Annotated in this window: 21 protein-coding genes; 14 read left to right on the top strand and 7 right to left on the bottom strand. The window is 66.9% G+C overall.

The genetic code is table 11. The features are described from left to right. Positions 1-2: 2 nt before the first annotated feature. From nrfD to DFR31_RS03940, 4 genes are all read right to left on the bottom strand, one after another. Entirely contained in the window at positions 3-1,136 is a 1,134-nt protein-coding gene (nrfD, locus tag DFR31_RS03955) for an NrfD/PsrC family molybdoenzyme membrane anchor subunit (protein ID WP_121441340.1), read from the bottom strand. Positions 1,137-1,141: 5 nt separating this feature from the next. Next, complete coding sequence (gene dsrO, locus DFR31_RS03950; protein WP_121441339.1) at positions 1,142-1,852, bottom strand: sulfate reduction electron transfer complex DsrMKJOP subunit DsrO; 711 nt, start codon at positions 1,850-1,852, stop codon at positions 1,142-1,144. A 142-nt stretch (positions 1,853-1,994) separates the two neighbouring features. Continuing rightward, positions 1,995-2,639 carry a response regulator transcription factor gene (locus DFR31_RS03945; protein ID WP_121441338.1) on the bottom strand — a complete coding sequence of 215 codons (645 nt, stop codon included), beginning with the start codon at positions 2,637-2,639 and terminating at the stop codon, positions 1,995-1,997. After that, on the bottom strand, positions 2,636-4,534 hold the full coding sequence (locus DFR31_RS03940; protein ID WP_170153586.1) for a sensor histidine kinase: 1,899 nt from the start codon (positions 4,532-4,534) through the stop codon (positions 2,636-2,638). Before DFR31_RS03940 ends, DFR31_RS03945 begins: the two co-directional genes overlap by 4 nt. 360 nt (positions 4,535-4,894) lie before the next feature. On the opposite strand from DFR31_RS03940, the gene DFR31_RS03935 reads away from it, so the two are divergent. The 5 genes from DFR31_RS03935 (at position 4,895) to DFR31_RS03915 (ending at position 10,474) form a co-directional block, all read left to right on the top strand. Then, complete coding sequence (locus DFR31_RS03935; RefSeq protein ID WP_121441336.1) at positions 4,895-6,016, top strand: TRAP transporter substrate-binding protein; 1,122 nt, start codon at positions 4,895-4,897, stop codon at positions 6,014-6,016. Positions 6,017-6,084: 68 nt separating this feature from the next. Next, the gene (locus tag DFR31_RS03930) at positions 6,085-6,645 is read left to right on the top strand and encodes a TRAP transporter small permease subunit (RefSeq protein WP_121441335.1); all 561 of its coding nucleotides are present in this window, start codon (positions 6,085-6,087) and stop codon (positions 6,643-6,645) included. Between the two features lie 4 nt (positions 6,646-6,649). Continuing rightward, entirely contained in the window at positions 6,650-7,975 is a 1,326-nt protein-coding gene (locus DFR31_RS03925) for a TRAP transporter large permease (protein WP_121441334.1), read from the top strand. Between the two features lie 79 nt (positions 7,976-8,054). Further along, entirely contained in the window at positions 8,055-9,656 is a 1,602-nt protein-coding gene (locus tag DFR31_RS03920) for a gamma-glutamyltransferase family protein (protein WP_121441333.1), read from the top strand. Next, a complete protein-coding gene (locus DFR31_RS03915) occupies positions 9,653-10,474 on the top strand; it encodes a sulfite exporter TauE/SafE family protein (RefSeq protein WP_121441332.1) in 822 nt (273 codons plus the stop codon). Before DFR31_RS03920 ends, DFR31_RS03915 begins: the two co-directional genes overlap by 4 nt. A gap of 25 nt (positions 10,475-10,499) precedes the next feature. Here DFR31_RS03915 and DFR31_RS03910 read toward each other — a convergent pair whose 3' ends face one another. Next, positions 10,500-10,943: an Lrp/AsnC family transcriptional regulator gene (locus DFR31_RS03910; protein WP_121441331.1), complete on the bottom strand. Its 444-nt coding sequence runs from the start codon at positions 10,941-10,943 to the stop codon at positions 10,500-10,502. Positions 10,944-11,371: 428 nt separating this feature from the next. Between DFR31_RS03910 and DFR31_RS03905 the strand changes: the two genes are divergently transcribed. From DFR31_RS03905 to DFR31_RS03895, 3 genes are all read left to right on the top strand, one after another. Further along, positions 11,372-12,784 (top strand): cytochrome ubiquinol oxidase subunit I, encoded by a 1,413-nt coding sequence (locus DFR31_RS03905; protein WP_121441330.1) that lies wholly within the window; start codon positions 11,372-11,374, stop codon positions 12,782-12,784. Between the two features lie 7 nt (positions 12,785-12,791). Continuing rightward, on the top strand, positions 12,792-13,796 hold the full coding sequence (cydB, locus tag DFR31_RS03900) for a cytochrome d ubiquinol oxidase subunit II (protein ID WP_121441329.1): 1,005 nt from the start codon (positions 12,792-12,794) through the stop codon (positions 13,794-13,796). Positions 13,797-13,995: 199 nt separating this feature from the next. Further along, positions 13,996-15,267 (top strand): sigma-54 interaction domain-containing protein, encoded by a 1,272-nt coding sequence (locus tag DFR31_RS03895; protein WP_121442161.1) that lies wholly within the window; start codon positions 13,996-13,998, stop codon positions 15,265-15,267. A gap of 20 nt (positions 15,268-15,287) precedes the next feature. Here the strand turns inward: DFR31_RS03895 and DFR31_RS03890 are convergent, their stop codons facing one another. Further along, positions 15,288-16,346 (bottom strand): EAL domain-containing protein, encoded by a 1,059-nt coding sequence (locus DFR31_RS03890; protein WP_121441328.1) that lies wholly within the window; start codon positions 16,344-16,346, stop codon positions 15,288-15,290. A gap of 93 nt (positions 16,347-16,439) precedes the next feature. Beyond that, entirely contained in the window at positions 16,440-17,654 is a 1,215-nt protein-coding gene (serB, locus tag DFR31_RS03885) for a phosphoserine phosphatase SerB (RefSeq protein ID WP_121441327.1), read from the bottom strand. A gap of 88 nt (positions 17,655-17,742) precedes the next feature. Here serB and DFR31_RS03880 point away from each other — a divergent pair, with 88 nt between their 5' ends. The 6 genes from DFR31_RS03880 (at position 17,743) to htpG (ending at position 23,708) form a co-directional block, all read left to right on the top strand. Then, positions 17,743-18,465, top strand: a complete 723-nt coding sequence (locus DFR31_RS03880) for an SIR2 family NAD-dependent protein deacylase (protein ID WP_121442160.1) — start codon at positions 17,743-17,745, stop codon at positions 18,463-18,465. Positions 18,466-18,502: 37 nt separating this feature from the next. Beyond that, the gene (gene msrB, locus DFR31_RS03875; RefSeq protein ID WP_121441326.1) at positions 18,503-18,895 is read left to right on the top strand and encodes a peptide-methionine (R)-S-oxide reductase MsrB; all 393 of its coding nucleotides are present in this window, start codon (positions 18,503-18,505) and stop codon (positions 18,893-18,895) included. Positions 18,896-19,037: 142 nt separating this feature from the next. Beyond that, positions 19,038-20,915, top strand: coding sequence for a biosynthetic-type acetolactate synthase large subunit (ilvB, locus tag DFR31_RS03870; protein ID WP_121442159.1), 1,878 nt, complete (start codon positions 19,038-19,040; stop codon positions 20,913-20,915). Between the two features lie 30 nt (positions 20,916-20,945). Then, positions 20,946-21,422, top strand: a complete 477-nt coding sequence (locus DFR31_RS03865) for a methylated-DNA--[protein]-cysteine S-methyltransferase (protein WP_281273342.1) — start codon at positions 20,946-20,948, stop codon at positions 21,420-21,422. Continuing rightward, entirely contained in the window at positions 21,423-21,608 is a 186-nt protein-coding gene (locus tag DFR31_RS03860; protein ID WP_121441325.1) for a hypothetical protein, read from the top strand. 141 nt (positions 21,609-21,749) lie between these two features. After that, on the top strand, positions 21,750-23,708 hold the full coding sequence (htpG, locus tag DFR31_RS03855) for a molecular chaperone HtpG (RefSeq protein WP_121441324.1): 1,959 nt from the start codon (positions 21,750-21,752) through the stop codon (positions 23,706-23,708). The last annotated feature ends 29 nt before the right edge of the window (positions 23,709-23,737 follow it).

The following is a 23,737-nucleotide window of genomic DNA, read 5'->3' as shown; positions in this document are numbered from 1 at the left end:
GCTCAGACCTCCTCGGGACGGTGGCCCGGCAGGGTGGCCGGGGCGTGGTGAGTCAGGGCGGGAAGGGCGGGGCGCTGCCAGGGCAGCAGGCTGCTCAGTACCAGCACCAGGAAGACCACCAGGCCCGCGGTGCCGACGATGCCCAGCAGGCCGTCGGTCCCGAAGGGCAGGACGTAGGGCTGGTAGCCGGCGGCGGCCTTGGGCAGGGACTGGACGTCCATGAAGACCGACCAGCGGAACATCCAGGCGAAGTGCAGGGCGAGCAGGCCGCTGAGCCAGCCGTGCCGGGGCAGCAGCCAGGCGGCGGCCACCGGCGCCACCAAGGCCAGCGCTGTCCAGGCGGCGTTCAGCTGCCAGCCGGGGTTGCGGGTGAGCTGGGTGATGGCCTGTTGGTAGGAGGGGCTGGTGCCACTGAAGCCCAGGAACAGCCAGAGCAGGCCGATGGCCGCTACACCGATGGCACTGCCGATCAGCAGCCGCTGCAGGTGGCGCACGGTATGGGCATCACCGGCACCCACCAGCAGCCGCTGGAGCAGCAGGGCCATGCCGGCGGCGCCCACCAGCGCGGTGGCGAAGAGCTGCCAGGGCAGCAGGGGCGTGTGCCAGAGAGGGCGGGCTGCCACTACGGCCAGTTCCATGCCGGTATAGGTCAGCACGGCCAGGGCCGCCAGCAGCGCGGCCAGGCCGCTGGCCTGCTGGAGCCGGGGGCGGGCCTCGCCGCCAAGGCGACGAAACAGCCCGGACAGCAGACGGGGCCCGGTCTCAGCCTGTTCGCTGAGAGCAGGCCGGTAGACCAGCCAGGCGTGCATCACCAGCAGTAGCACGTAGGCGGGCAGGAAGAAGGCCCCCCAGGCCATCCAGGAACTGGTCTGCGGGTAGAGGTAGAAGTGGTAGAAGCGGAAGGGCTGGTGCAGGTCCGCCAGCAGGGCCACGGGTGCGGCCAGGCCGGTGATGAGTGCCACCAGCAGGGCGATGGCACTGACCCGCTGCCAGCGCGGCAGGCCGAACAGGGTGCCGGGCAGGGCGATCAGCAGCGCGCCGATGCTCAAGCCGATCAGGAAGAAGTACTGCACCGCCCAGGGCAGCCAGGCCACCTCGCGGCTGACGTTGACCATCTCGATGATTGTGGGGTCCATGGCGATTACCTCCGCTCGGCGCGGGCGTCCCAGAGCACTGGCTCGGCGTCCACGTCGCCGGCAAACTCCGGTTCCAGCCCGATGTAGAAGACGTGGGGTGCGGTGCCCTGTTCCGGGCGCAGCACCTTGAGCGATTCGGCCTCGTCCATGGCCCGGCGCAGGTCGCCGTCCGGCTCGTTCAGATCCCCGAAGATGCGCGCACCCCCCACGCAGCTCTCGACACAGGCCGGGAGCAGTCCCGCCTCGACTCGGTGCAGGCAGAAGGTGCACTTGTCGGCGGTCTGGGTCTCGTGGTTGATGAAGCGGGCGTCGTAGGGACAGGCCTGGACGCAGTAGCCGCAACCGACGCAGCGCTCGTTGTCCACCAGCACCGCGCCGCCCGGCTCGGCCCAGGTGGCGCCGACCGGGCAGACCGGGACGCAGGGGGGATTAGCGCAGTGGTTGCACAGGCGGGGTAGCATGTAAGCGTCCACCCGCCCCTCTGAGGCCACCTCGTAGGTGGTCACCACGGTGCGGTAACTGTCCTCGGGGACGGCGTTTTCGTGGATGCAGGATACGGTGCAGGCCTGGCAGCCGATGCACTTGCGCAAGTCAATGAGCATCGCCCATCGGGGTGTGGGCTCGGCGGCGGCCTCCGCGGCGGCCGCCGGGGCGCTGGCCGTGCCGGCTGCCAGAACCCCGGCACTTTTCAGGAAGCTACGGCGGTTGATCTTCATGGTGCTGACTCCCGGGGTGGTTTCGATGCCATTGGAAGTCAGCGTACGGCGGGGGGCGTAGGCGCGGATATTGTGGGGTTTCCGCGTCGGTCTAAAGGAATTACTGGTAGGTTATTAAAACACTCGGGTATTGCGGTGGGGGTCAGTGGTTGCCCTCGGCGGGCTGCCCGGGCTTCAGCCCGGCCGCCAGGCAGAGCTGGATCAGTTCCGCCAGGGAGGCGGCCTCCATCTTCTCCATCACGTTGTGGCGGTGGACATCCGCGGTGCGGGGGCTGATGTGCAGGCGGGCGGCCATGACCTTGCCCGGCGCCCCCTCCAGCATCAGCGCGAGCACGTCCCGCTCCCGGGGGGTGAGGCGGGCGATGCGCTGCTCAATGCCTGCGCGGCTGGCGGCTTCAGCCAGGGCGGCCCGGTGTTGCTGGATGGCGGCTTGCGCCCGCTCCAGGAGTTCCTGGTCGTTGAAGGGTTTTTCAAAAAAGTCGTAGGCGCCGGCCTTCAGCGCACGCACGGCCATGGGGACATCGCCGTGGCCGGTGATCAGGATGACCGGCAGCAGTGGGTGGTCGCGGGCCAGCAACTGCTGTAGCTCCAGCCCTCCCATCCCGGGCATGCGGATATCCAGCAGGACACAGCCCGGTCGGGTCGGGTCCAACGCCTCCAGGAAGGGCTCGGCGCCGGGAAACTCGTGCACCGCCAGGCCGACCGACTCCAGCAGCCAGGTGAGGGAACGACGGACCCGCTCGTCGTCTTCCACCACCCAGACCCGGTCGCTGTTGGCTGGGCTCATGCGTCGGTCTCCTCCTGCAGCGGCAGTTCGATGGTGGCCAGTGTACCCCCAGACTTGCGGGGGCGCAGGCTCAGCCGCCCGCCGTGCTCCTGTACCAGCGAGTGGCTGAGGGAGAGCCCGAGCCCCATGCCCCGGTCCTTGGTAGTGAAGAAGGGCTCGAAGGCGCGGGCACGGACGGCGTCGGCCATGCCCTCGCCGGGGTCGGCCACGGTGATGCGCACCCGATCGCCGGCACGTTCGCTGGAAAGATGGATGAAACGCGCTGTTGCGGGCAATTCGGCCTGGGACTCCAGGGCGTTGCTCAGGAGGTTCAGCAGCACCTGGACCAGCTGCACCGAATTGCCCCGTACCGGCGGCAGGCCCGTGCCCAGTCGGCATTCCACCCGGGTCTCCGCCCGCCGCAGGGCGACCGCCATGAAGCCCAGCGCCTCATCGATGATCTGGTTGACATCCACTGGCCGGAACTCGCCCGGTTCCTTGCGCAGGAAGGCGCGCAGGTTGCGGATGACCTCCGCCGCCTGCCCACCGTGCTCGGCGATATGCCTTGTGGCCTCTAGTAGCCGGGCCTTCTGCGGTACCTGCCGCTCGTCCATGGGCTCCAGGTAGCGGCGGCAGCCGTTGGCGTAGTTGACGATGGCAGCGAGGGGTTGGTTGAGCTCGTGCGCCAGGCCCGCCGCCAGCTCCCCCATGGTACTGATGCGCGCCACGTGGGCCAGCTCTTCCTGGCGGTGGCGGGCGGCCTCCTCGGCGGCCTCGCGCTGGCGCATGGTCTCGTGCAGCGCCTGAGTGCGTTGCCGGATCAGGTATTCCGCCCGCACGTGGTGGCCGAAGCCGATCAGCATCACCAGCAGGCCCGCCAGCAGGGGCCAGCGGTAGCGGTAGAGCAGTTCCGCCAGCGGGTTCTCTGGAAAGTCGGCGTAGGGGCCGATGCGCAAGCGCTCAAACAGCTCGTTGACCGGTTGGTAGGAGAGCGGCACCGTCCAGCCCAGGGCCTCGCTGTCTTCGGGCGGTGCCATCTCCATGAGCGCGATGGCCACGCGCCGCGCCAGGTCACGATCGGTATGGGCCAGGCGGGCGAAGGGCCAATCGGGGTAGAGCCGGCTCGACAGCCGGCAGGGGAAGCCCGGCTCGGCGCGCTCCCCCACCACCCGGAACTGCTCCGGCTCAACCAGGCCCTCCGCCACCAGGCTTTCCAGCAGGCAGCTTCGGATGATACCGGCGTCTGCCGCCCCGACCCGCACCTGGTCGACGATCTGGTCCATGGGAAAGCCGGTGTAGCGCAACTCCTGCAGATCGCGCCGCGGTTGGATGCCCACCCGGCGCAACTCGTCCTGGATGATCTGGAAGCCGCCGAAGGCCTCGGGGGAGACGGCCAGGAGCCGTTGGCCGGCCAGGTCACTGAGCGCCTGCAGGTCATCACGGTCCGCCCGGGCGATCACCACGGAGCCCAGGGCCTGGCTGGGCGTCTGCAGTGTGTGGGTCTCCAGGGTGGCGATGCGCCCGACGCCGTGGGTGTTCTCCAGGTGAACGTAGTGCCCGGGGTTGGTGATGAGAAAGTCCAGTTCGCCGCTGGCGACGGCCGTTTCCATCTCCTCGAGCCCCAGGGGGACCAGGCGGATCGCATGGTCGGGCAGGCGTTCACGCAGGTGTTCGGCGGTGGGCATCCAGCTCGAGAGGGCGCGCTCAGACCCGCGCCAGGCGAGTACACCGATCCGGAGGGGCTGGGCGTTCGCCGGGGTGGTGGGCGCGGCCGCGGTGGGTAGGCCGCCAGCGCCGGTGTCCGGGCCGCCCGCTGCCGGGGGCAGGGCACAGAGCAGCGGGAGCAGGGCAATGGCCAGGGTGAGGGCTCTCAGCGGTGGTTCCTCCCGTGCGTGTAACCGGCAGCAGCGTAGCACGATGGCAGCGGTTTCGGGCGCACCAAAAAGGTGCGGGCGCGCCGATGCGGCGCATTGCGACCGGTTGTCAACCACATGACGTGGCGGACTGACCATTTGTATCGGCCAAGGGTGAGGTGCTGCACGGAATGGTGCCCAGCGACGTCTGAGCCCCCCGTTCCGGCCAACGGCTGACCGGGTGCCGGGCCTCGGGCTGGTGCAAGAGCGGGGGCGCTTGTGGGTGATGGTTCTGATGTTTTTTCGCTTTTTATAACAATAGCCTATGTCGTTTTTCCGGGGTTTGGCCCGGCTCTTGCTGACCGTATCTCCAAGCGCGACCCCGGTCGTGCGGACTATCGGATCTCTGCAGGAGAAAAGCCAATGACCATCAATCGACGCAAGTTCCTCAAGCTGGGCGGCTCCGCGGCCGCCGTGACCGCGGGCACGGTGGCAGCGCCGGCCGTCGTAAAGGCGCGGGAGACCTTCCAGTGGCGGATGACCACCACTTGGCCCGCAGGGCTGCCGTTCTATCAGACCGGACCGGGCAGCGCGACGGACTTCGCCAAGCGGGTGGAAGAGATGTCCGATGGCCGTATCCAGATCCGCGTCTATGCAGCGGATGAGCTAGTGCCGGCGTTCGACGGTTTCGATGCGGCGTCCAGGGGTCGGCAGGTCCAGCTCAACCACGGCTGCTCCTACTACTGGGCCGGTGAGAGCTGGGCGGCGCAGTACTTCACCACGGTGCCCTTCGGCATGACCTTTCAGGGCTTCAATGCCTGGCTGACCGACGGTGGCGGCTATGAGCTCTGGAAGGAGGTGTACGAGCCCTTCAACCTGATCCCCTTCGCTGTGGGTTGCACCGGGGTGCAGCCGGTGGGCTGGTTCCGTAACCCGGTAGAGAGCCTGGATGATTTCCGTGGCCTGAATATCCGGATGCCCGGGCTGGCCGGCGATGTCTACAACGCGATCGGTGCCAACGCCCGACTGCTGCCCGGCGGTGAGATCTTCCCCGCCCTGGAGCGTGGCGCCATCGATGCCGCCGAGTGGGTCGGTCCCTACCTGGATCGGGAGCTCGGTCTGCACAACGCGGCCGATTACTACTACTCCAGTGGCTGGCACGAGCCCTGCACCACCACCGAGGTCGCCATCAACCGGGATGCCTACGGCGAGCTGCCGGCCGACCTGCAGGCGGTGATCAAGAACGCCGCCCAGGCGTGCAACCTCACCTCCCACGCCTGGCTTGAGGCGCGCAACGGCGAGGCGCTGCAGGACCTGATCCAGAACCACGGGGTGAAGTTCGAGGCCCTGCCCGAGGATGTCATCGACGCGCTGTTCGAAGCGACCCGCGACATCATGAGCGATGAGTCCGCCAAGGACCCGCTGGTGAAGAAGGTCAATGAGTCCTTCTGGACCTTCAAGAAGAAGCACGACGAGTGGCAGGAGAACAGCGAGACCATCTTCCAGACCCAGATTCGTGACAAGGGTCGGAAGATGCTCGGCTAAGCCCTCCCTCTTTCCTGATGCCCAATCCACACCGTGGGGGTGCGTCCTGCACCCCCGGGAGAACTGTCATGCTGCGCACGACGCTATTTCTCGAAACCTGGCTGCACCGCATCAGCGGGCTCGCGGGCCTGCTGGCCGGGGTGGCGCTGGTGGCCATGGTGATGCTGGTCTTCGGCAACGTGGTGGCCCGCTATGCATTCGGCTTTGGTGCGGTCTGGGCGCAGGAGCTGGAGTGGTACCTGCTGGCCTTCTCGGCCATGCTCGGTATCGCCTATGCCATGCGCAACGATGACCACGTGCGGGTGGACATCATTTCGCACCGTTTCAACCGCACCGGCACGCTTTGGCTCAACTTCCTCACGGCGCTGCTTGTGGCACTGCCCTGCGCCGCGCTGATTATCTATTTCGGTTACCCCTTCGCAGAGAGCTCCTTTGTGAGGGGTGAGCGGTCGCCGAACTCCTCCGGACTGCCCTGGCGTTTTATTCCCAAGGCGCTGGTGGTGGTGGGCTTTGTCTTCGTGGCCATCGAGGCCCTGGCGCAAACGCTGACCAACGGCCGCAAGCTGGTCTATCACTATCACGCCCTTTGGCTGCAACGCAGCCAGGCTGCGGCGCTGAAGGGGGCCTGAGACCATGCCGCTTGAATACTATGCGCTGGCGATGATCATCGGCTTTTTCGTGCTGGTGCTCACCGGCATGCCGGTGGGCTTCGCCATCGCCGCGACCGGGTTCGTGTTCGGCTTCATCGGCTTCGAGGGCTGGCTCTTCGAGCTGCTGCCCTCGCGGATCTACGGGGTGATCACCAACTACACCCTGCTGGCCATCCCCCTGTTCGTCTTCATGGGGGTGATGCTGGAGAAGTCGCGAATAGCCGAGCGAATGCTGGACGTGATCGGCCACGCCTGTGGCGGCCTGCCCGGCGGCATGGCCCTTGCCGTGATCCTGGTGGGCGTGCTGCTGGGGGCCGCGACCGGCATAGTCGGCGCGGCGATCGTCACGCTCACCCTGATGGCACTGCCCACCCTGGTCCGGCGGGGGTACAAGCGAAGCGTGGCCTGCGGGACCATCTGCGCGGCCGGGACCCTGGGCCAGATCATTCCGCCCAGCCTGGTGTTGCTGGTGCTGGCGGATATCATGAACATCTCCGTCGGCAGCCTGTTCGCCGCCGCGCTGGTTCCGGGGCTGCTGCTCTCCGGCCTTTATCTGGCCTACCTGCTGGCGCTGGCGTTCTTCTCCGCCGGGGATGTGCCGGCGATCTCCGCCGAGGAGCGGGCTTCGGTCAGCCGGATGGCGCTGGCCAAGGATCTGGCCATCGTGGTCTTGCCGCCCCTGGGTCTGGTCTTTGCAGTGCTCGGCTCCATTGTCGGCGGCGTTGCCGCGCCCACCGAGGCCGCGTCGGTGGGCGCGGTGGGGGCCTTCCTGCTGACCCTGTTCACCGGGCGGCTGAACCGGACGGTGTTCAGCGAGACGGTGACCATGACGTTGAGGATCAGCTGCATGATCTTCTTCGTGCTGATCGCATCGCAGGTCTTTGCCCTGGCGTTCCGGGGCCTGGACGGGGAGTTGCTCGTGCAGGCGATGTTCGACTGGGTGCCGGGTGGCTTCTACGGCACGCTGATTTTCATGCTGGTCCTGATCTTCTTTCTGGGCTTCTTCCTGGAGTGGATTCAGATCAGCTACATCGCCGTGCCACTGTTCCTGCCCTTCCTGGGCGGTAACCCCGAGATCTCCATGGTGTGGGTGGCCATCCTGATCGCCATGAACCTGCAGACCTCCTTCCTGACGCCACCCTTCGGCTGGTCGCTGCTGTTCCTGAAGGGCGTGGCACCGCCCGATGTGAAGACCAGCGAGATCTACCGTGGTGCCGTGCCCTTCGTGGCCATTCAGATCATCACGCTGGCGGTATTGATGTACTTCCCCGGCATTGTGCTCTGGTTGCCGGAGCTGATCGGCTGGTGACCCGGGTGGACCGGGAACCGGTCCTGTGAAAAGAATGCAAGGCGCATCCAATCAACTGAGAACAGGTGGAGACAAAACCATGCTTGCCAATAATGAGCCGCTGCGGGCAGCGGTCACGGCACCGCACTATCTGGCAGCGGAGGCCGGTGCCGGGGTGCTGGAGGAGGGAGGAAACGCCATTGAGGCCATGGTGGCCGCGGCGGCCACCATCGCGGTGGTCTACCCCCACATGAACGGGCTCGGGGGCGACAGCTTCTGGTTGCTGCGTGAGCCCGGCAAGGCACCGCTCGGCGTGGAGGCCTGTGGCACGGCGGCGGCCCGGGCCACCCCGGCCTGGTACCGCGAGCAGGGCCTGGACGAGATCCCCCACCGCGGGCCGGTGGCCGCCAATACGGTGGCCGGGACGGTGGCCGGCTGGCGGAAGGCGCTGGCGCTGAGCGAGGCGGAGTGGGGCGGTCGCTTGCCCCTGGGTCGCCTGCTAGCACCGGCCATTGTCCATGCCCGCGACGGCTTTGCCATGACCCGCAGTCAGGCCGAGGCTACACGGGACAAGCACAGCGAGCTGGCCCCCCAACCGGGGTTCGATGCGCATTTCCTGCCCGGCGGGGCCTTGCCGGTGCCCGGGGAGGGGTTCCGTCAGCCGGCACTGGCCGACACGCTGGAGCGGCTCGCCCGTGCGGGGCTGCAGGATTTCTACACCGGCGAGTTGGGCCGGGCGCTCGGCGAGGGGCTGGCTGCCGCCGGCAGCCCGCTGCAGCCTGAAGATCTGGCCGCTTATGCCGCCCGTCAGGTGGCGCCGCTGGAGATGAACCACAGCCTGGGTACGCTCTGGAATATGCCGCCGCCCACCCAGGGGTTGGCCTCGTTGATCATTCTCGGGGTGTTCGACCGGCTGCAGCGGCGCCATCCGGTGGCGGCCGAGAGCCCCGAGTGGGTGCACGCGATGGTGGAGTCCATCAAGCAGGCCTTTCTGGTGCGAAACCGCGTGGTCACCGACCCGGACCACCTGCCGGAGGACCCGCAGCAGTGGCTCAGGCCCGAAGCGCTCGATGCCCTTGCGGATGCGGTGGACCGGGAGCGGGCGCTGCCCTGGCCGCAGCCCGCCCACCTGGGCGATACCGTCTGGCTCGGCGCCATCGACGCCGAGGGCCGTTGCGTGAGCTTCATCCAGAGCCTGTTCCACGAGTTCGGCAGCGGCGTGGTTGTCCCGGAGACCGGGGTGACCTGGCAGAACCGTGGCTGCAGTTTCTCGCTCGACCCCGGGGCGCTCAACGCCCTGCACCCGGGGCGCCGGCCCTTCCACACCCTGAACCCGGCCATGGCCTGCCTGGAGGACGGGCGCACATTGGTTTACGGCACCATGGGGGGCGAGGGGCAGCCACAGACCCAGGCGGCGGTCTTTGCCCGTGCGGCGGTGTTCAACCAATCACCGGGCGAGGCGGTGGCGGCACCGCGCTGGCTCCTGGGCAAGACCTGGGGCGCTGGCACGGACACCCTGAAGCTGGAGGCCGACTTCCCGCCGGCGCTGGTGGAAACCCTGCGCGGCCAGGGGCACGACCTGGAAGTGGTGCCGGCCTGCAACAGCGCCATGGGCCACGCCGGCTTGCTGGTGCGCGATGATGCGGGCAACATCCTCGCCGCATCCGATCCGCGCAGCGATGGGGGAGTGGCGGGCGTATGAATGGTCTGGAGCTGGTGTTACTGGTCGTGGGGCTGCTGGGCACCGGGGTGCTGGCCGGCATCATGGCCGGGCTGCTCGGGGTGGGGGGCGGTATCGTCATCGTGCCGGTGCTCTTTTACGTCTTCACCCTGCTGGAAGTGGACCCCGCGGTCCAGATGCACCTGGCGGTGGGCACGTCGTTGGCAGTGGTGGTGCCCACCTCGCTCCGTTCGGCCATCAACCACCACCGCAATGGCACCGTGGATGTTCCGCTGCTCAGAACGCTCTGGCCGGCTCTGTTGATCGGCGTGCTGTTGGGGGTGGCCCTGAGCGCCTGGGTTTCGGGCGCGGTGTTGACCGGCGTGTTCGGTTTCGTCGCTCTCCTGGTGGCATTGAACATGGCGCGTGCGGCCCCGCCGCCGCATCTGGCGGAGCGAACGCCCGGCATCTGGGGCCAGCGCGCCATCGGCGGCTTCGTGGGCACGGTCTCCACCATGATGGGCATCGGTGGAGGGACCCTGAGTGTGCCCATCTTCCAGGCGCTCCGGTTCCCCATGCACCGCTCGGTGGGAACGGCCGCGGCCATCGGCTGCATCATCTCCATCCCCGGGGTCATCGGGTTTCTCTGGGCCGGCCTCGGGGTGCCGGACCGGCCGCCGTTCAGCATCGGTTACGTGAGCCTGCTCGGCTTCTTGTTGATCGCCCCGGCCACGGTGTTCTTCGCACCCTACGGCGTGAAACTGGCCATGCGCCTCAATACGGTGCAGCTGCGCCGCGCCTTTGCACTGTTTCTGTTCATTACCGCAGTGCTGATGCTGCACCGCACCTTCTTCGGTTGACGGCCCCGCCTCCGGCGCGGCGGCCCTACAGCCTGGGCCCGCCGCGCCGGTGCTTCACCCGTTCCATCAGCAGCTTGCAGTCCAGTCGGACAATGTGGTCGCGACCAAGCAGGTGCTCGCGGATGAAGCGGTCCAGTCCGGCGTTGTCCGCCGTCAGGGTGTGGATGTGCAGGCTGCGCATGTCGCTCATGATGTAAAGGCTGACCACCTCGTCGGTGGCGGCCAGTTCCTCCGCGGCCGCCTCCAGCCCCTTCGGCGCCACCTCCACGTCCAGGAAGGCGGATACCGTGCGCCCGAGCTTGTCCGGGTTCAGCACCACGGTGAATTGCTCGATCACCCCATCCTCAACCAGACGTTGCACCTGCTCGCGGGCGTGGGCGCGGGAGCAGCCCAGCTCCCTGGCCACCTCGGCGTACGACATCCGGCTGTTGCGCATGAGCATGCGCAGGATGGCGGTCTGTTGTTCCATCTGTGGGCACTCCTTGGTTGATCCGCAAGTCCCGGTTTGCTTTGCAAGCTGCACGCCAGAGTGGAATGGTCGGGTTCTGCCGTCATTGGCAGAAATTCCGCGGCCGATTGTCGCAGGGTGGAGCAAAGCGGGTGGGGCCATGATCTATGATATGTAGCGTGGTCGGTAAGTTAGCGACGCGCAACCGAGAGATCACTGGCCGGGAAGCGCTGCCAAAAATGACAGTCAGGTGACAGCCGTGTCTGTCATATGCCGCGTCGGTGATCCGGTGATGTGACGGGGCCGAGTGCCATATCTATGTGTAAGCCCATGATCCGGTGAAGGAAAAAGGGACGTCGCATCGAAGTGGTGCACCGTGGCATACGGCTTGCTACCGACGCGTACGAACAGCTCGCTGCAGCGTCGCAGTGTTGCAACGGAGGTTGATAATGGAGCTGGATCCGGTTTTTCTCTCGCGACTACAGTTCGGGTTCGTGGTGTCGTTCCATGCCATATTCCCGGTCTTTACCATCGGGTTGGCGTCCTACATTGCCACCCTGGAGGCGCTGCTTTACCGCACCGGCAACCCGGTGTACGAGCGCCTCGCCAAGTTCTGGACCCAGGTCTTTGCCGTGGTCTTCGGCATGGGCGTGGTGTCCGGCATTGTCATGTCGTTCCAGTTCGGGACCAACTGGAGTGACTTCTCTTACGCCTCGGCGAACTTCCTCGGCCCGATTCTCAGCTATGAGGTAATCACGGCCTTCTTCCTCGAGGCGGTGTTCCTGGGCATTCTGCTCTTCGGGCGGAACAAGGTGCCCCGGGGCACGCACCTGTTCGCGGCCTGCATGGTGGCCATCGGGACGTTCATCTCCTCTTTCTGGATCCTCTCTGCCAATAGCTGGATGCAGACCCCGGCCGGTACCGAGCTGCGGGACGGGGTGTTCTTCGTGACGTCCTGGATGGAGGCGATCTTCAATCCTTCCTTCTGGCCGCGTTTCTTCCACATGGCCCTGGCCTCCTTCCTGACCGCCGGGTTCGTGGTGGCGGGCGTCAGCGCCTGGTACCTGCTGCGTGACCGGGCGGTGGTGGAGTCCCGCAAGGCGTTGGGCATGACGGTGGTGCTGCTGGCCATCGTCGCACCCGCGCAGCTGGTGGTGGGCGACATCCACGGCCTGAACACCTTCGAGCATCAGCCGGAGAAGGTGGCGGCGATGGAGGGGGTCTGGGAGACCCAGGAGGGCGCGCCGTTGCTGCTGTTCGCCATCCCGAGCATGGAGCAGGAGCGCAACTTCCTGGAGATCGGCATCCCCTACGGGGCGAGCCTGATTCTCACCCATTCCCTGGATGGCGAAGTTCAGGGGCTCAAGGACTGGGCCGCGGAGGATAGGCCCAACATGCCGATCGTGTTCTGGGCCTTCCGCATCATGGTGGGTATCGGGATGCTTATGATCCTGATGGCCTTCGTCGGTGCCTGGAAGCGCTGGCGCGGCACCCTGTGGGAGTCCAATGCCACCCTGCGGGTGTTCAGTTGGATGATTCCGCTGCCCTTCATCGCGGTGCTGTCCGGCTGGTTCGTCACCGAGGTGGGGCGCCAGCCCTGGGTGGTGCACGGCATCATGCGCCTTGAGGATGCCGTTTCGCCGTCGCTCACCGGTGGCATGGCCCTGTTCACCCTGATCGGTTACATCACGGTCTACGCGGTGGTGTTCACTGCCGGGGTTTATTACGTGACCCGGCTGATCCGCAAGGGCCCGGAGGCCATCGAGGTGGAGACGCCGGCCACCGGCGGGCACCCCAAGCGCCCCATGTCCGCGGCGGGTTCCGCCTTCGACGACGAGATGCCGCAGCCCAGCGGGAGGTAATAGCGCAATGGAATTACTTGATCTGACACTGATCTGGATCGCCATCATCGGGCTGGGCGTGTTCATGTACGTCCTGCTGGACGGCTTCGACCTGGGCGTGGGGATCCTTTTCCCCTTCGCCCGGAGCGAGGAAGACCGGGATGTCATGATGAACTCCGTGGCCCCGGTCTGGGACGGCAACGAGACCTGGCTGGTGCTCGGTGGGGCGGGCCTGCTTGGGGCCTTCCCGCTCGTCTACTCCGTCTTCCTGCCGGCCCTCTACATCGGCGTGTTTCTGCTGCTTGCCGGGCTCATCTTCCGGGGTGTGGCCTTCGAGTTCCGGTTCAAGGCCGGTTCGCGCTCGCGGCCGTTGTGGAACTGGGCCTTTACCCTGGGCTCCGGGGTGGCCGCCTTCGCGCAGGGGGCCGTGGCCGGCGCGTATATCCAGGGCTTCGAGACCGAGGGCTTTACCTACGTGGGTGGTCCGCTGGACTGGTTGACGCCCTTCACCGTGATGACCGGTCTGGGTGTTGTGGTCGGTTATGTGCTCCTCGGTTGCGCGTGGCTGATCATGAAGACCGAGGGCGATCTTCAGGAGTGGGCCCGCGGCATCGCCAGCAAGGCGCTGATCGCGGTGTTGGCCTTCTTCGTGATCGTCAGCCTGTGGACGCCGCTCGCCCATGAAGAGGTGATGAACCGCTGGATGGACAACCTGCACTGGCTGTGGGTGTTCCCCGCGATCACCGTGGTCGTGAGTTACTGGTTGTGGCGGGCGCTGGAGCTGCGTCAGGAGGGCACGCCCTTTGTCGCCGCAATGACCCTGTTCGCCTCTTTCTACGTGGGGATGCTGATCAGCAAGTGGCCCTATGCGGTGCCGCCGGAGCATACCTTCTGGGATGCGGCTTCCAGCCCGGATACCCAGCTCTTCCTGCTTATCGGCATGCTGTTCGTGCTGCCGGTGGTCATGGGGTATACCGGTTGGACCTACTGGGTCTTCCGCGGCAAGGTGCGCCCGGGTGAGGGCTACCACTGAGCCGCCGGGGGCAATGGGCTATCATGGGGCCATGAGTGACGATCCTCGTGGCCCCTGCGCCCGCAACGCCCCCGATCAATGCATCCTGCGGGATGCCGAGGTGGACCCCTGCCCGTACTACGCCCAGGGCGACTGCGTGTTGCCCGAGCAAGTGGCGCGGGTGGGGGCGACCGCCCGCTGGTTACCGGACGCCCAGGCCATGCTCGAGGCCTTCGAGGAGCCGGCCATTCTTATCGGCCTGGATTACGTCATCCTGGCCGCCAACCGCGCCTACCGACGCCTCTACGGGGATATCCCCCTGCGCGAGGGGGTGCGCTGCTTCGAAGTCTCCCACCATTACCAGGTCCCCTGTGACCAGGCCGGCGAGGCCTGTCCGCTGCGTGCGTCGCTGAATACCCGGCGCCGACAACGGGTGCTGCACGTTCACCATGGCCCCCATGGGCAGGAACACGTGGACGTGGAAACCTGGCCTGTCCCCGGGGCGGAAGGGGATACCCGCTTCTTCATCGAGGTGCTGCGGCCTCTGCCCGTGGCCAGTGCCCAGGCCAATGGCAGTGAGCTCACGGGGCGCTCCCGGGCCTTCAACCGGATGCTGGGGCTGGTCACCCGGGCCGCACCCAGCGATGTCTCCGTGCTGCTCCAGGGTGAGACGGGCACCGGCAAGGAACTGATTGCCCGGGCCGTGCACAACGCCAGTCTCCGCCACGAGGCGCCCTTCGTGCCGGTGGACTGCTCCGGGCTTACCGAGACCCTGTTCGAGAGCGAGCTGTTCGGTCACGAGAAGGGGTCCTTTACCGGCGCCGTGTCCTCACGGATCGGACTGGTGGAGGCCGCGGCGGGAGGGACGCTGTTCCTGGACGAGGTGGGGGATATTCCGCTGTCGTTGCAGGTAAAGCTGCTGCGGCTGCTGGAGACCCGCAGCTTCCGGCGCGTGGGCAGTGTGGAGCCGCGACGGGCCGATTTCCGGCTGGTGGCGGCGACCCACCGGGATCTGCGCCGGATGGTGGAGCAGGGCCAGTTCCGGGAAGACCTGTACTACCGGATCTCCACCTTTCCGATTAACGTGCCGCCGTTGCGTGACCGGCTGGATGACCTGCAGATCCTGTGTGAGGCGATCCTCCGGCGGCTGGAGTATGGCCAGGGGCGTCAGCTCTCCGAGGAGGCATTGGCTGGCCTGCAGGCCTATGACTTCCCGGGCAATGTCCGGGAGTTACGCAATGTCCTGGAGCGGGCCAGCTTGTTGGCGGATGGCCCCGAGATCCTGGTGGAGCACCTGCCGCCGGAGGTGGTGGGGCAAAAGGGCCTGGCGGTGCTGCCGGAGGACGAACTGCTGACGCTGGAGGAGGCGGAGGCGCACTACTTGGGCCGGGCCCTGGCGTTGCACCAGGGCGATCGCGCCAGCCTGGCGCAGATGCTGGGCGTGAGCGAGCGCACCTTGTACCGCAAGCTACGCCGCCACGGTCTGGGCTGACCCCGGGGTCGTCCTGTGGGTCAGTCCAGCGTCGGTGGCGGGCTGGCCGGCCGAGCGAAGTAATAGCCCTGGACGTAATGCACCCCCCGCTCGCGTAACCAGTGCCAGTCCTCGGCCTGCTCGATCCCCTCGGCGATGATCTGCACCTGGAGGGTTTTGCCCATCTCGATCAGGTGGGAGGTGATGGCGGCCTTGTAACGGTCCCAGTGCACGCCGTCTACCAGCTCCCGGTCCAGCTTGATGAAGTCGGGGCGGATCTGCTTCATCAGCGTCAGCGAGCCGAAGCCGGCGCCCAGATCGTCCAGGGCAATCCGAAAGCCCTGGCGGCGGTATTCCTCCAGGATGGACTTCAGGTGCGCTTCGTCGGCCACCGAGTCGGTCTCCACCACCTCGAAGACGAAGTTGTGCGGCTCGATGCCCAGCCGGCGCACCTCTTTGAATGTGGTCCGCAGGCAGAACCCGGGGTCGTAGACCGCGGTGGGGTTAAAGTTGATAAAAACCGGGTGACGGATGCCGTGCTGGTGGGATTGGCGGATCGCGCTGACGCGGGCCGCCCGGTCCAGGTGGAACATGAGGTTGGCGGCCCGGGCGGCGGGGAAGAGTTCGCCCGGGGAAATGAGTCCGCCGTCGGCGTCCAGCCCCCGGGCCAGGGATTCGTAGGCGAAGACGGTGCGGCCGTCGTCGGCGTGGACGATGGGCTGGAAGTGCATCTGCAGTCGCTGCTCATCGATGAGGTCGCTGAGCCATTGCGACTGGCTGCGGGCCACCAGTACGTCCAGTGGGCGCGTGGCCAGCAGCGCCTGCGGTGACCAGCTGTCGCCCTCGGTGAAGAAGTTGGCCAGGCAGGCGGCCTGTTCCTGCGGCGTGAGCGCCTCGTTCAGCGCACCCATCACGGTGCCGAGTTCGCCATCGGGGACCGGTACGGAGAGTACCGAGTCGCCCTCGCGCTCCAGGGGCCAGCCCTTGCCGATGACCGCCTCGGCGATGGTGGCCGCGGCGTGGGGCTGGGCCGGCAGGATGTAGAGCGTTCCCGCGCCCTGTTGTTGTTCCGGGACCTGCTCGCAACCTGGACAGCTCATCTAGCCCCCTCGTGTTCTTGATATTCCGTCACCGATTCCCCTGATGGATTATCAGCAAATAATCGGGCAGCGTAAATATTTATTGTCGTTGACTCAGGCCGGGGTTTCGGTGTCCTTGATGCCCATCAGGTACAGCGTGGCGTCCAGCCCCAAGGTGGAGATGGACTGCCGGGCGCTCTCCCGTACCACCGGCTTGGCGTGGAAGGCGATGCCCAGCCCGGCCAGACGCAGCATCGGCAGGTCGTTGGCGCCGTCACCGATGGCGATCACCTGGTCGAGGCGGATCTGCTCCTGCTGGGCGATCTCGCGGAGCAGTTCGGCCTTCCGCGGCCCGTCGACGATGGGCCCGGTGACGCGGCCGGTGAGGTGGCCGCCCTCGATCTCCAGCTCGTTGGCGAAGACGTAGTCGATGCCCAGGCGCTCCTGCAGCATGCGGCCAAAGTAGGTGAAGCCGCCGGAGATGATCGCCGTGCGGTAGCCGAAGCTTTTCAGGGTGCGCACCAGGCGCTCCGCGCCCTCGGTCAAGGTCAGCCGCTCCGCGACGGTCTGCAGGGTGGATTCCGGTAACCCCTCCAGGCAGGCGACCCGCTGGCGCAGGCTCTCCTTGAAGTCGATCTCGCCGCGCATGGCCGCCTCGGTCACCTCGGCCACCTGTTCACCGGCGCCGGCTGCCTTGGCCATCTCGTCGATCACCTCCTGCTGGATAAGGGTCGAGTCCATGTCGAAGGCCACCAGGCGGCGGTTGCGCCGGTAGACATTGTCCTCCTGGAAGGAGATGTCGATGCCCAGCTCGCCGGATATCTCGAGGAAGTCGCGTTTCATGGCGTCCAGGTCCACCGGCTGGCCGCGGACGGTCAGCTCCACACAGGCCCGGGAATGCTCCCCTGCCTTGTGCAGCGGCCGGCGTCCCGACAAGCGGATGACATCCTCGATGTTCTGCCCCTGGGCGCTGATCACGCTGGCGATCCGGGCGATCTGTTCGGCGGTGATCCGTCGGCCGAGCAGCGTGATGATGTAACGGGCGCGGCCGGCCCCTGCCACCCAGGCGCTGTACTCCGCCTCGCTAATCGGGGTGAAACGGACCTGCATCCCCTTGTCGTGCAGGTGGAAGAGCACATCCTTGAGTACCGGCGAGACGTTGGCCTCCTCCGGCACCTCGATGAGGATGCCCAGTGACAGGGTGTCGTGGATCATCGCCTGGCCGATGTCCAGGATGCCCACGTTGTACTCCGCCAGAATGCCCATCAGCGAGGAGGTGAGACCGGGCTGGTCCTGACCGGAGACGTTGATGAGGATGATCTCGCTCATAATCGCTTGGGTTCCCTCTGGCTGATGGGTCATGCTGGTGAGGTGGCCATTGTAGCGAATGCGGGAGCGGGATGTGGCGAGCGAGGCAATGAATCAGCATCTGGTCACCCGGTTGCGCGCTGCCCGCCGGCCGGTGGTGCTTACCGGTGCGGGCATGTCCGCGGAGAGCGGCGTGCCCACCTTCCGCGAGGCCCAGTCCGGGCTCTGGGCGCGTTTCGACCCCATGGAGCTGGCGACACCGGAGGCGTTCGAGCGCCACCCGCAGCGGGTGCTCGACTGGTACGCCTGGCGTCGTGAGCTGGTGGCCCGCGCCAAGCCCCACGCCGGACATCGGGCGCTGGCCCATTGGGAGGCGGCCAACCCGGCGCTGTGGGTGATCACCCAGAATGTCGACGGCATGCACCAGCGTGCCGGCAGTCACCGGGTTGTGGAACTCCACGGCCGCATCGATCGAGATCGCTGCCACCACTGCGCGGCGGTGGCCGAACCACCCGCCAAGGCCTGCGCCCGCTGCGGTGGCCCCCTGCGCCCGGACGTGGTCTGGTTCGGCGAAATGCTGCCGGAGCAGGCCCTGCGCCAGGCCTTCCAGGCAGTCGTCGAGGCCGACCTGGTGCTCAGCGTGGGCACGTCCACGCTGGTGCAGCCGGCGGCGTCCCTGCCCGAAGAGGCGCTGGCCGCCGGGGTGCCGGTGGTGGAGATCAACCCCGAGGCCACCCCGCTCAGCGACCGGGTGGATCATTGGCTGCCCGGCACCGCCTCGGCCTGGCTGCCGCGCCTGGTGGCGGTTGTGACCCGGGAGAGCCAATATTAATAACACCCTAACGACCAGCTGAAGGAGGACATGCCCCATGGCCAGGGTGGAGAAGAGCGATGCCCAGTGGCGGGCGGAGCTGACCGATGAGCAGTACGCCGTCTGTCGTCAGGGCGGTACGGAACGGCCCTTTACCGGGGCGTACTACCACTGCAAGGAATCGGGCACTTATCACTGTGTCTGTTGCGACACGCCGCTGTTCAGCAGCCGGACCAAGTACGACTCCGGGTCGGGCTGGCCCAGCTTCTGGGCGCCGGTCTCCGACGACGACCTGCGGATTCTCCAGGACCACAGCCTCGGGATGGTGCGCGAGGAGGTGCGCTGCGCCCACTGCGATGCCCACCTGGGGCACGTCTTCCCGGATGGCCCGATGCCGACCGGGTTGCGCTACTGCATCAATTCCGTCTGCCTGAGCCTGAAACCGGGCTGAGACGGCGCCCCGGGACGGGCTGGTGCATTCTGCCGCGGGTTCCAGTTTGGGCTGTCCCACCGTATGATGGTGGGTCACCCTGCCGGCCATCCGTGCCGGTGAACCTGGCAGACCGTTAATCCGCAACAGGTATATGAGCACCATGGACAGCGCAACCGCGAAGACCGAACAGCACACCGACCCGCAGGCCCACCCCGTTGCCGGTGAAACCATGTCCGGCTCCGACATGATCGTCGAGGTACTGGCCCAGGAAGGTGTAGACACGGTATTCGGTTACAGCGGCGGCGCCATCCTGCCCACCTACGATGCTATCTTCCGCTACAACGAGCGGCATCGCCCGGATGGCAGCGAAGACGACCCGATCAAGCTGATCGTGCCCGCCAACGAGCAGGGCGCCGGCTTCATGGCTGCCGGCTACGCCCGGGCCAGCGGTAAGGTGGGGGTGTTCATGGTCACCTCAGGCCCCGGGGCCACCAACACCGTTACCCCCATCCGGGACTGCATGGCCGATTCCATCCCGGTGGTGGCCATCACCGGCCAGGTGCCTACTCACGCCATGGGCACCGACGCCTTCCAGGAGGCGCCGATCGTCAACATCATGGGGGCGTGCGCCAAGCACGTGTTCCTGGTCACCAAGCCGGAACAGCTGGAGGCGACCATCCGCACCGCCTTCGAGGTGGCCCGCTCCGGCCGGCCCGGCCCGGTGGTGGTGGACGTGCCCAAGGACAGCCAGAACTGGATCGGGCAGTTCCAGGGCACGGGCCTTCTGGACATGCGCGGCTACCGCCAGCGCATGGAGTCGCTGCGCTCCGCCAAGCTCTCCGATCGCAAGTGCCGCCAGTTCTTCGAGATGTTGGCCAAATCCCGCCGGCCGCTGATCTACGCCGGCGGCGGTGTGATCAACGGTGATGCGGCCGAGCAGCTGCGGGACTTTGCCCGACACTTCCGTATCCCGGTGGTCACCACGCTGATGGGCCTCGGTGCGGTCGACACCACCGACGAACTCTGCATGGGCATGCTCGGCATGCACGGCTTCGCCCACGCCAACTACGCGGTGGAAGACTGCGACTTCCTCATCGCCGTGGGCTCGCGGTTTGATGACCGGGTGGCGGGCAAGGTGGCGGACTTTGCCCCGCTGGCCGAGCAGATCGCTCACATCGACATCGACGCCGCCGAGATCGGCAAGGTGAAGTCGGTGGACTGGGCCCACGTGGGAGAGTCGGGCCGCAGCCTGCGCCAGCTCCTCCGTTACGGCGAGTCCATGGGCTTCAAGGGCGACTTCCAGGCTTGGTTGGACCACTGCACGGCGCTGCGTGAGCGTCACGGCATGAATTACGACCGCGAGAGCGAGGTGATCCAGCCCCACTACGTGCTGGAGGAGATGAACAAGGTCACCGGCGGCCGGGCCGTGATCGCCACCGGCGTCGGTCAGCACCAGATGTGGGCGGCGCAGTACTGCGATTACCGCGACCCGCGCCTCTGGCTCACCTCCGGCAGCATGGGCACCATGGGCTTCGGCCTGCCGGCCGCCATCGGCGCCCAGTTTGCCCGGCCGGATGCGCTGGTGATCGACGTGGACGGCGACGGCAGCTTGCGCATGAACCTGGGCGAGCTGGAGACGGCCACCACCTACGGCCTGCCGGTGAAGGTGCTGCTGCTGAACAACAACGGCGACGGCATGGTCCGCCAGTGGCAGCGGCTCTACTTCGGTGACCGCTTCTCCGGCTCGGACAAGTCCCTGCACCGCAAGGACTTCATCAAGTGCGCCGAGTCCGACGGCTTCGAGTTCGCCCGGCGGGTCACCGACAAGGCCGAGGTGCCGGAGGCGCTCAAGGCCTTTATCGAGTTCGACGGGCCGGCCTTCCTGGAGGTCATGATCGACCCGGAGGCCTCGGTGCTGCCCATGGTGGGCCCGGGGGCCGGTTACAAGGAGATGGTCACCGGTGACTGGATCACGCCGCGGGAGCGGCCGATGCAGACCCGGGACACCGACGAGAACGAGACCCCGGACCTGTTCTGATCCGGCGCGGGCCGGGCGGGGAGGTGTGCCGTGCCAGTGACCTGGCAGATCACGCTGGATACACCCCTCGGCCCGCTGTCGCTTCGCGGTGATGCGCGAGTGATCACCGCGGTGGACTGGGACGATGGCGCGACCGTTGGTGCGGTGGGTTCCCGGCACCCGCTGGCGCACCGTGCCGCCGAACGCCTGGCTGCCTGGTTTGCGGACCCAAGCGTGCCCCTGGATCTACCCCTGGCGCCGGCGGCCACCCCTTATCAACAGCGCGTTCGGACCGCATTGCTGGCCATTCCCGCCGGCGAGACCCGCACCTACGGCGAGCTGGCGGCCGAGGTGGACAGCGCGCCGCGGGCGGTGGGGACGGCCTGTGCGGCCAACCCGCTGCTGATCCTGGTGCCCTGCCACCGGGTGGTGGCCCGCCAGGGGCTGGGCGGTTACCGGGGCGGGGCGCCGGACCGGGCGCTGGAACGCAAGCGCTGGTTGCTGGTGCACGAGCGAGGACAACGCTGAATGACTCTGAACCGCATGACACTGGGCCATATCTTTCTCGGCCTGTCGGTGCTGGTACTCTTCTTCGTCGGCCCACTGTGGGAGCGGCTGGGTGTCGGTGTGCTGGTGCTCTGGGTATTGTTGGCCGGGGTGGGCATGTACTTCTTCCTCTCCGATCGCAGCGAGGAGCCGCCCGGCCCGCAGTAGCCCGCCCCTGACTCTGCCGCCTGCCCCCCGGCATCAGTCCGGCCCCTTGAAAAATCCCCGTGCTGGCCCCAGATCTCGAGCAGTTCCGAATTGACGGCAACCCCGTGATTCACTGCCAAATCGAGGAGAGGCCAGACAGCCATGGCGACAGACGCACACAAGGAGACCCTGGAGTTCCAGGCCGAGGTGCAGCAGCTCCTGCACCTGATGATCCACTCGCTCTACTCCAACAAGGACATCTTCCTACGCGAGTTGATCTCCAACGCTTCGGATGCCATCGACAAGCTTCGCTTCCAGTCCCTGCAGGATGAATCCCTGCTGGAGGGCGAGGGCGACCTGCGCATCCGCGTCTCCGTGGACAAGGACGCCCGCACCATCACCGTGGCCGACAACGGCATCGGCATGACCCGTGATGAGGTGGCGGAGAACCTGGGCACCATCGCCCGCTCCGGCACCAAGGCCTTCCTGGAACAGCTTACCGGCGACCAGCAGAAGGATGCCAAGCTCATCGGCCAGTTCGGCGTCGGCTTTTACTCCGCCTTCGTGGTGGCCGAGCACGTCACCGTGCACACCCGCAAGGCCGGTCTGGGCGCCGAGCACGGCGTGCGCTGGTCCTCCGACGGAAAGGGCGCCTACACGCTGGAATCCGAGGAGAACCCCGAGCGCGGTACCCGGGTCGTCCTGACCCTGCCCGAGTCCCAGAGCGAGTACCTGGACGACTGGCGCTTGAAGGGCATCATCCGCCGCTACTCCGACCACATCGACGTGCCCATCCAGATGCCCGCCCAGGCTGAAGACAAGGACGAGCAGGAAGACGAGGCCGAGAAGGCCGAGGCGGCCGAGACCTGGGAGACGGTGAACAACACCAATGCCCTGTGGACGCGGCCCAAGTCGGAGATCAGCGACGACGACTACAAGGCGTTCTACAAGCACGTGGCCCACGACTTCGACGACCCCATGGTGTGGCTGCACAACCACGTGGAAGGGCGCCAGTCCTACACCTCGCTGCTCTACATCCCGAAGAACCCGCCCTTCGACCTGTATGAGCGGGAGCCGGCCCACGGCATCAAGCTCTACGTGCGTCGCGTGTTCATCATGGAGGACACCGAGAAGCTGATGCCGCGCTACCTGCGCTTCGTGCGCGGGCTGGTGGACTCCGACGACCTGCCGCTCAACGTCTCCCGCGAGCTGCTGCAGCACAACCCGCTGCTGGACAAGATCCGCAGCGCGTCGGTCAAGCGCATCCTCGACCGCCTCGAGAAGATGGCCAAGAACGAACCGGAGCAGTACGCCGAGTTCTACGGCAACTTCGGCAAGGTGCTGAAGGAGGGCGTGGCCGAGGATTTCGCCAACCGCGAGCGCATCGCGAGGCTGCTCCGCTTCTCCACCACCCAGGACGAGGACGAGACCCCGGCGGTCAGCCTGGACGACTACATCGGCCGGATGAAAGAGGGCCAGGAGGCCATCTACTACGTCACCGCCGAGAGCTTCAACGCGGCGCGCAACAGCCCCCACCTGGAGGTCTTCCGCAAGAAGGGCGTCGAGGTGCTGCTGCTCCCCGATCCGGTGGACGAGTGGGTCATCACCCACCTGAACGAGTACGACGGCAAGCCGCTGAAGTCGGTGGCCAAGGGCGGCCTGGACCTGGGCGACCTGGAGGACCAGGAGGAGAAAAAGGCCGCCGAAGAGGCCACCGAAAGCCACAAGGACCTGCTGGAGAAGCTCAAGGGCGCACTGGAGGACAAGGTGAGCGAGGTGCGCGTCTCCACCCGCCTGACCGACTCCCCGGCCTGCCTGGTGGTCGGCGAGTACGACTTCGGCATGGGGATGCAGCGGCTGCTCAAGGCCGCCGGCCACGCCATGCCCCAGGGCAAGCCGGCACTGGAGATCAACATCGACCACCCCATTGTGCAGCGCTTGGACAAGGGGCTGGACGATGCCCGCTTCAGCGACTGGGCGGCGGTGCTCCACGACCAGGCCCTGCTTACCGAGGGCGGGCAGCTCGAGGACCCGGCCGCTTTCGTCAAGCGCGTCAACGCCCTGCTCACCGAGCAGGCCCGGGCCGGTGAAGCGAAGGACAGCGCCGCCCGCGAGGACTGATCCACAGCAGTAGCGGGGTGCGGGGCGGT

Source organism: Alkalispirillum mobile (assembly GCF_003664325.1).
In the GTDB taxonomy this organism is placed as follows: domain Bacteria; phylum Pseudomonadota; class Gammaproteobacteria; order Nitrococcales; family Halorhodospiraceae; genus Alkalilimnicola; species Alkalilimnicola mobilis.
Note: the sequence above shows the minus strand (reverse complement) of the source record. Positions and strands in the feature narration are given on the sequence as shown.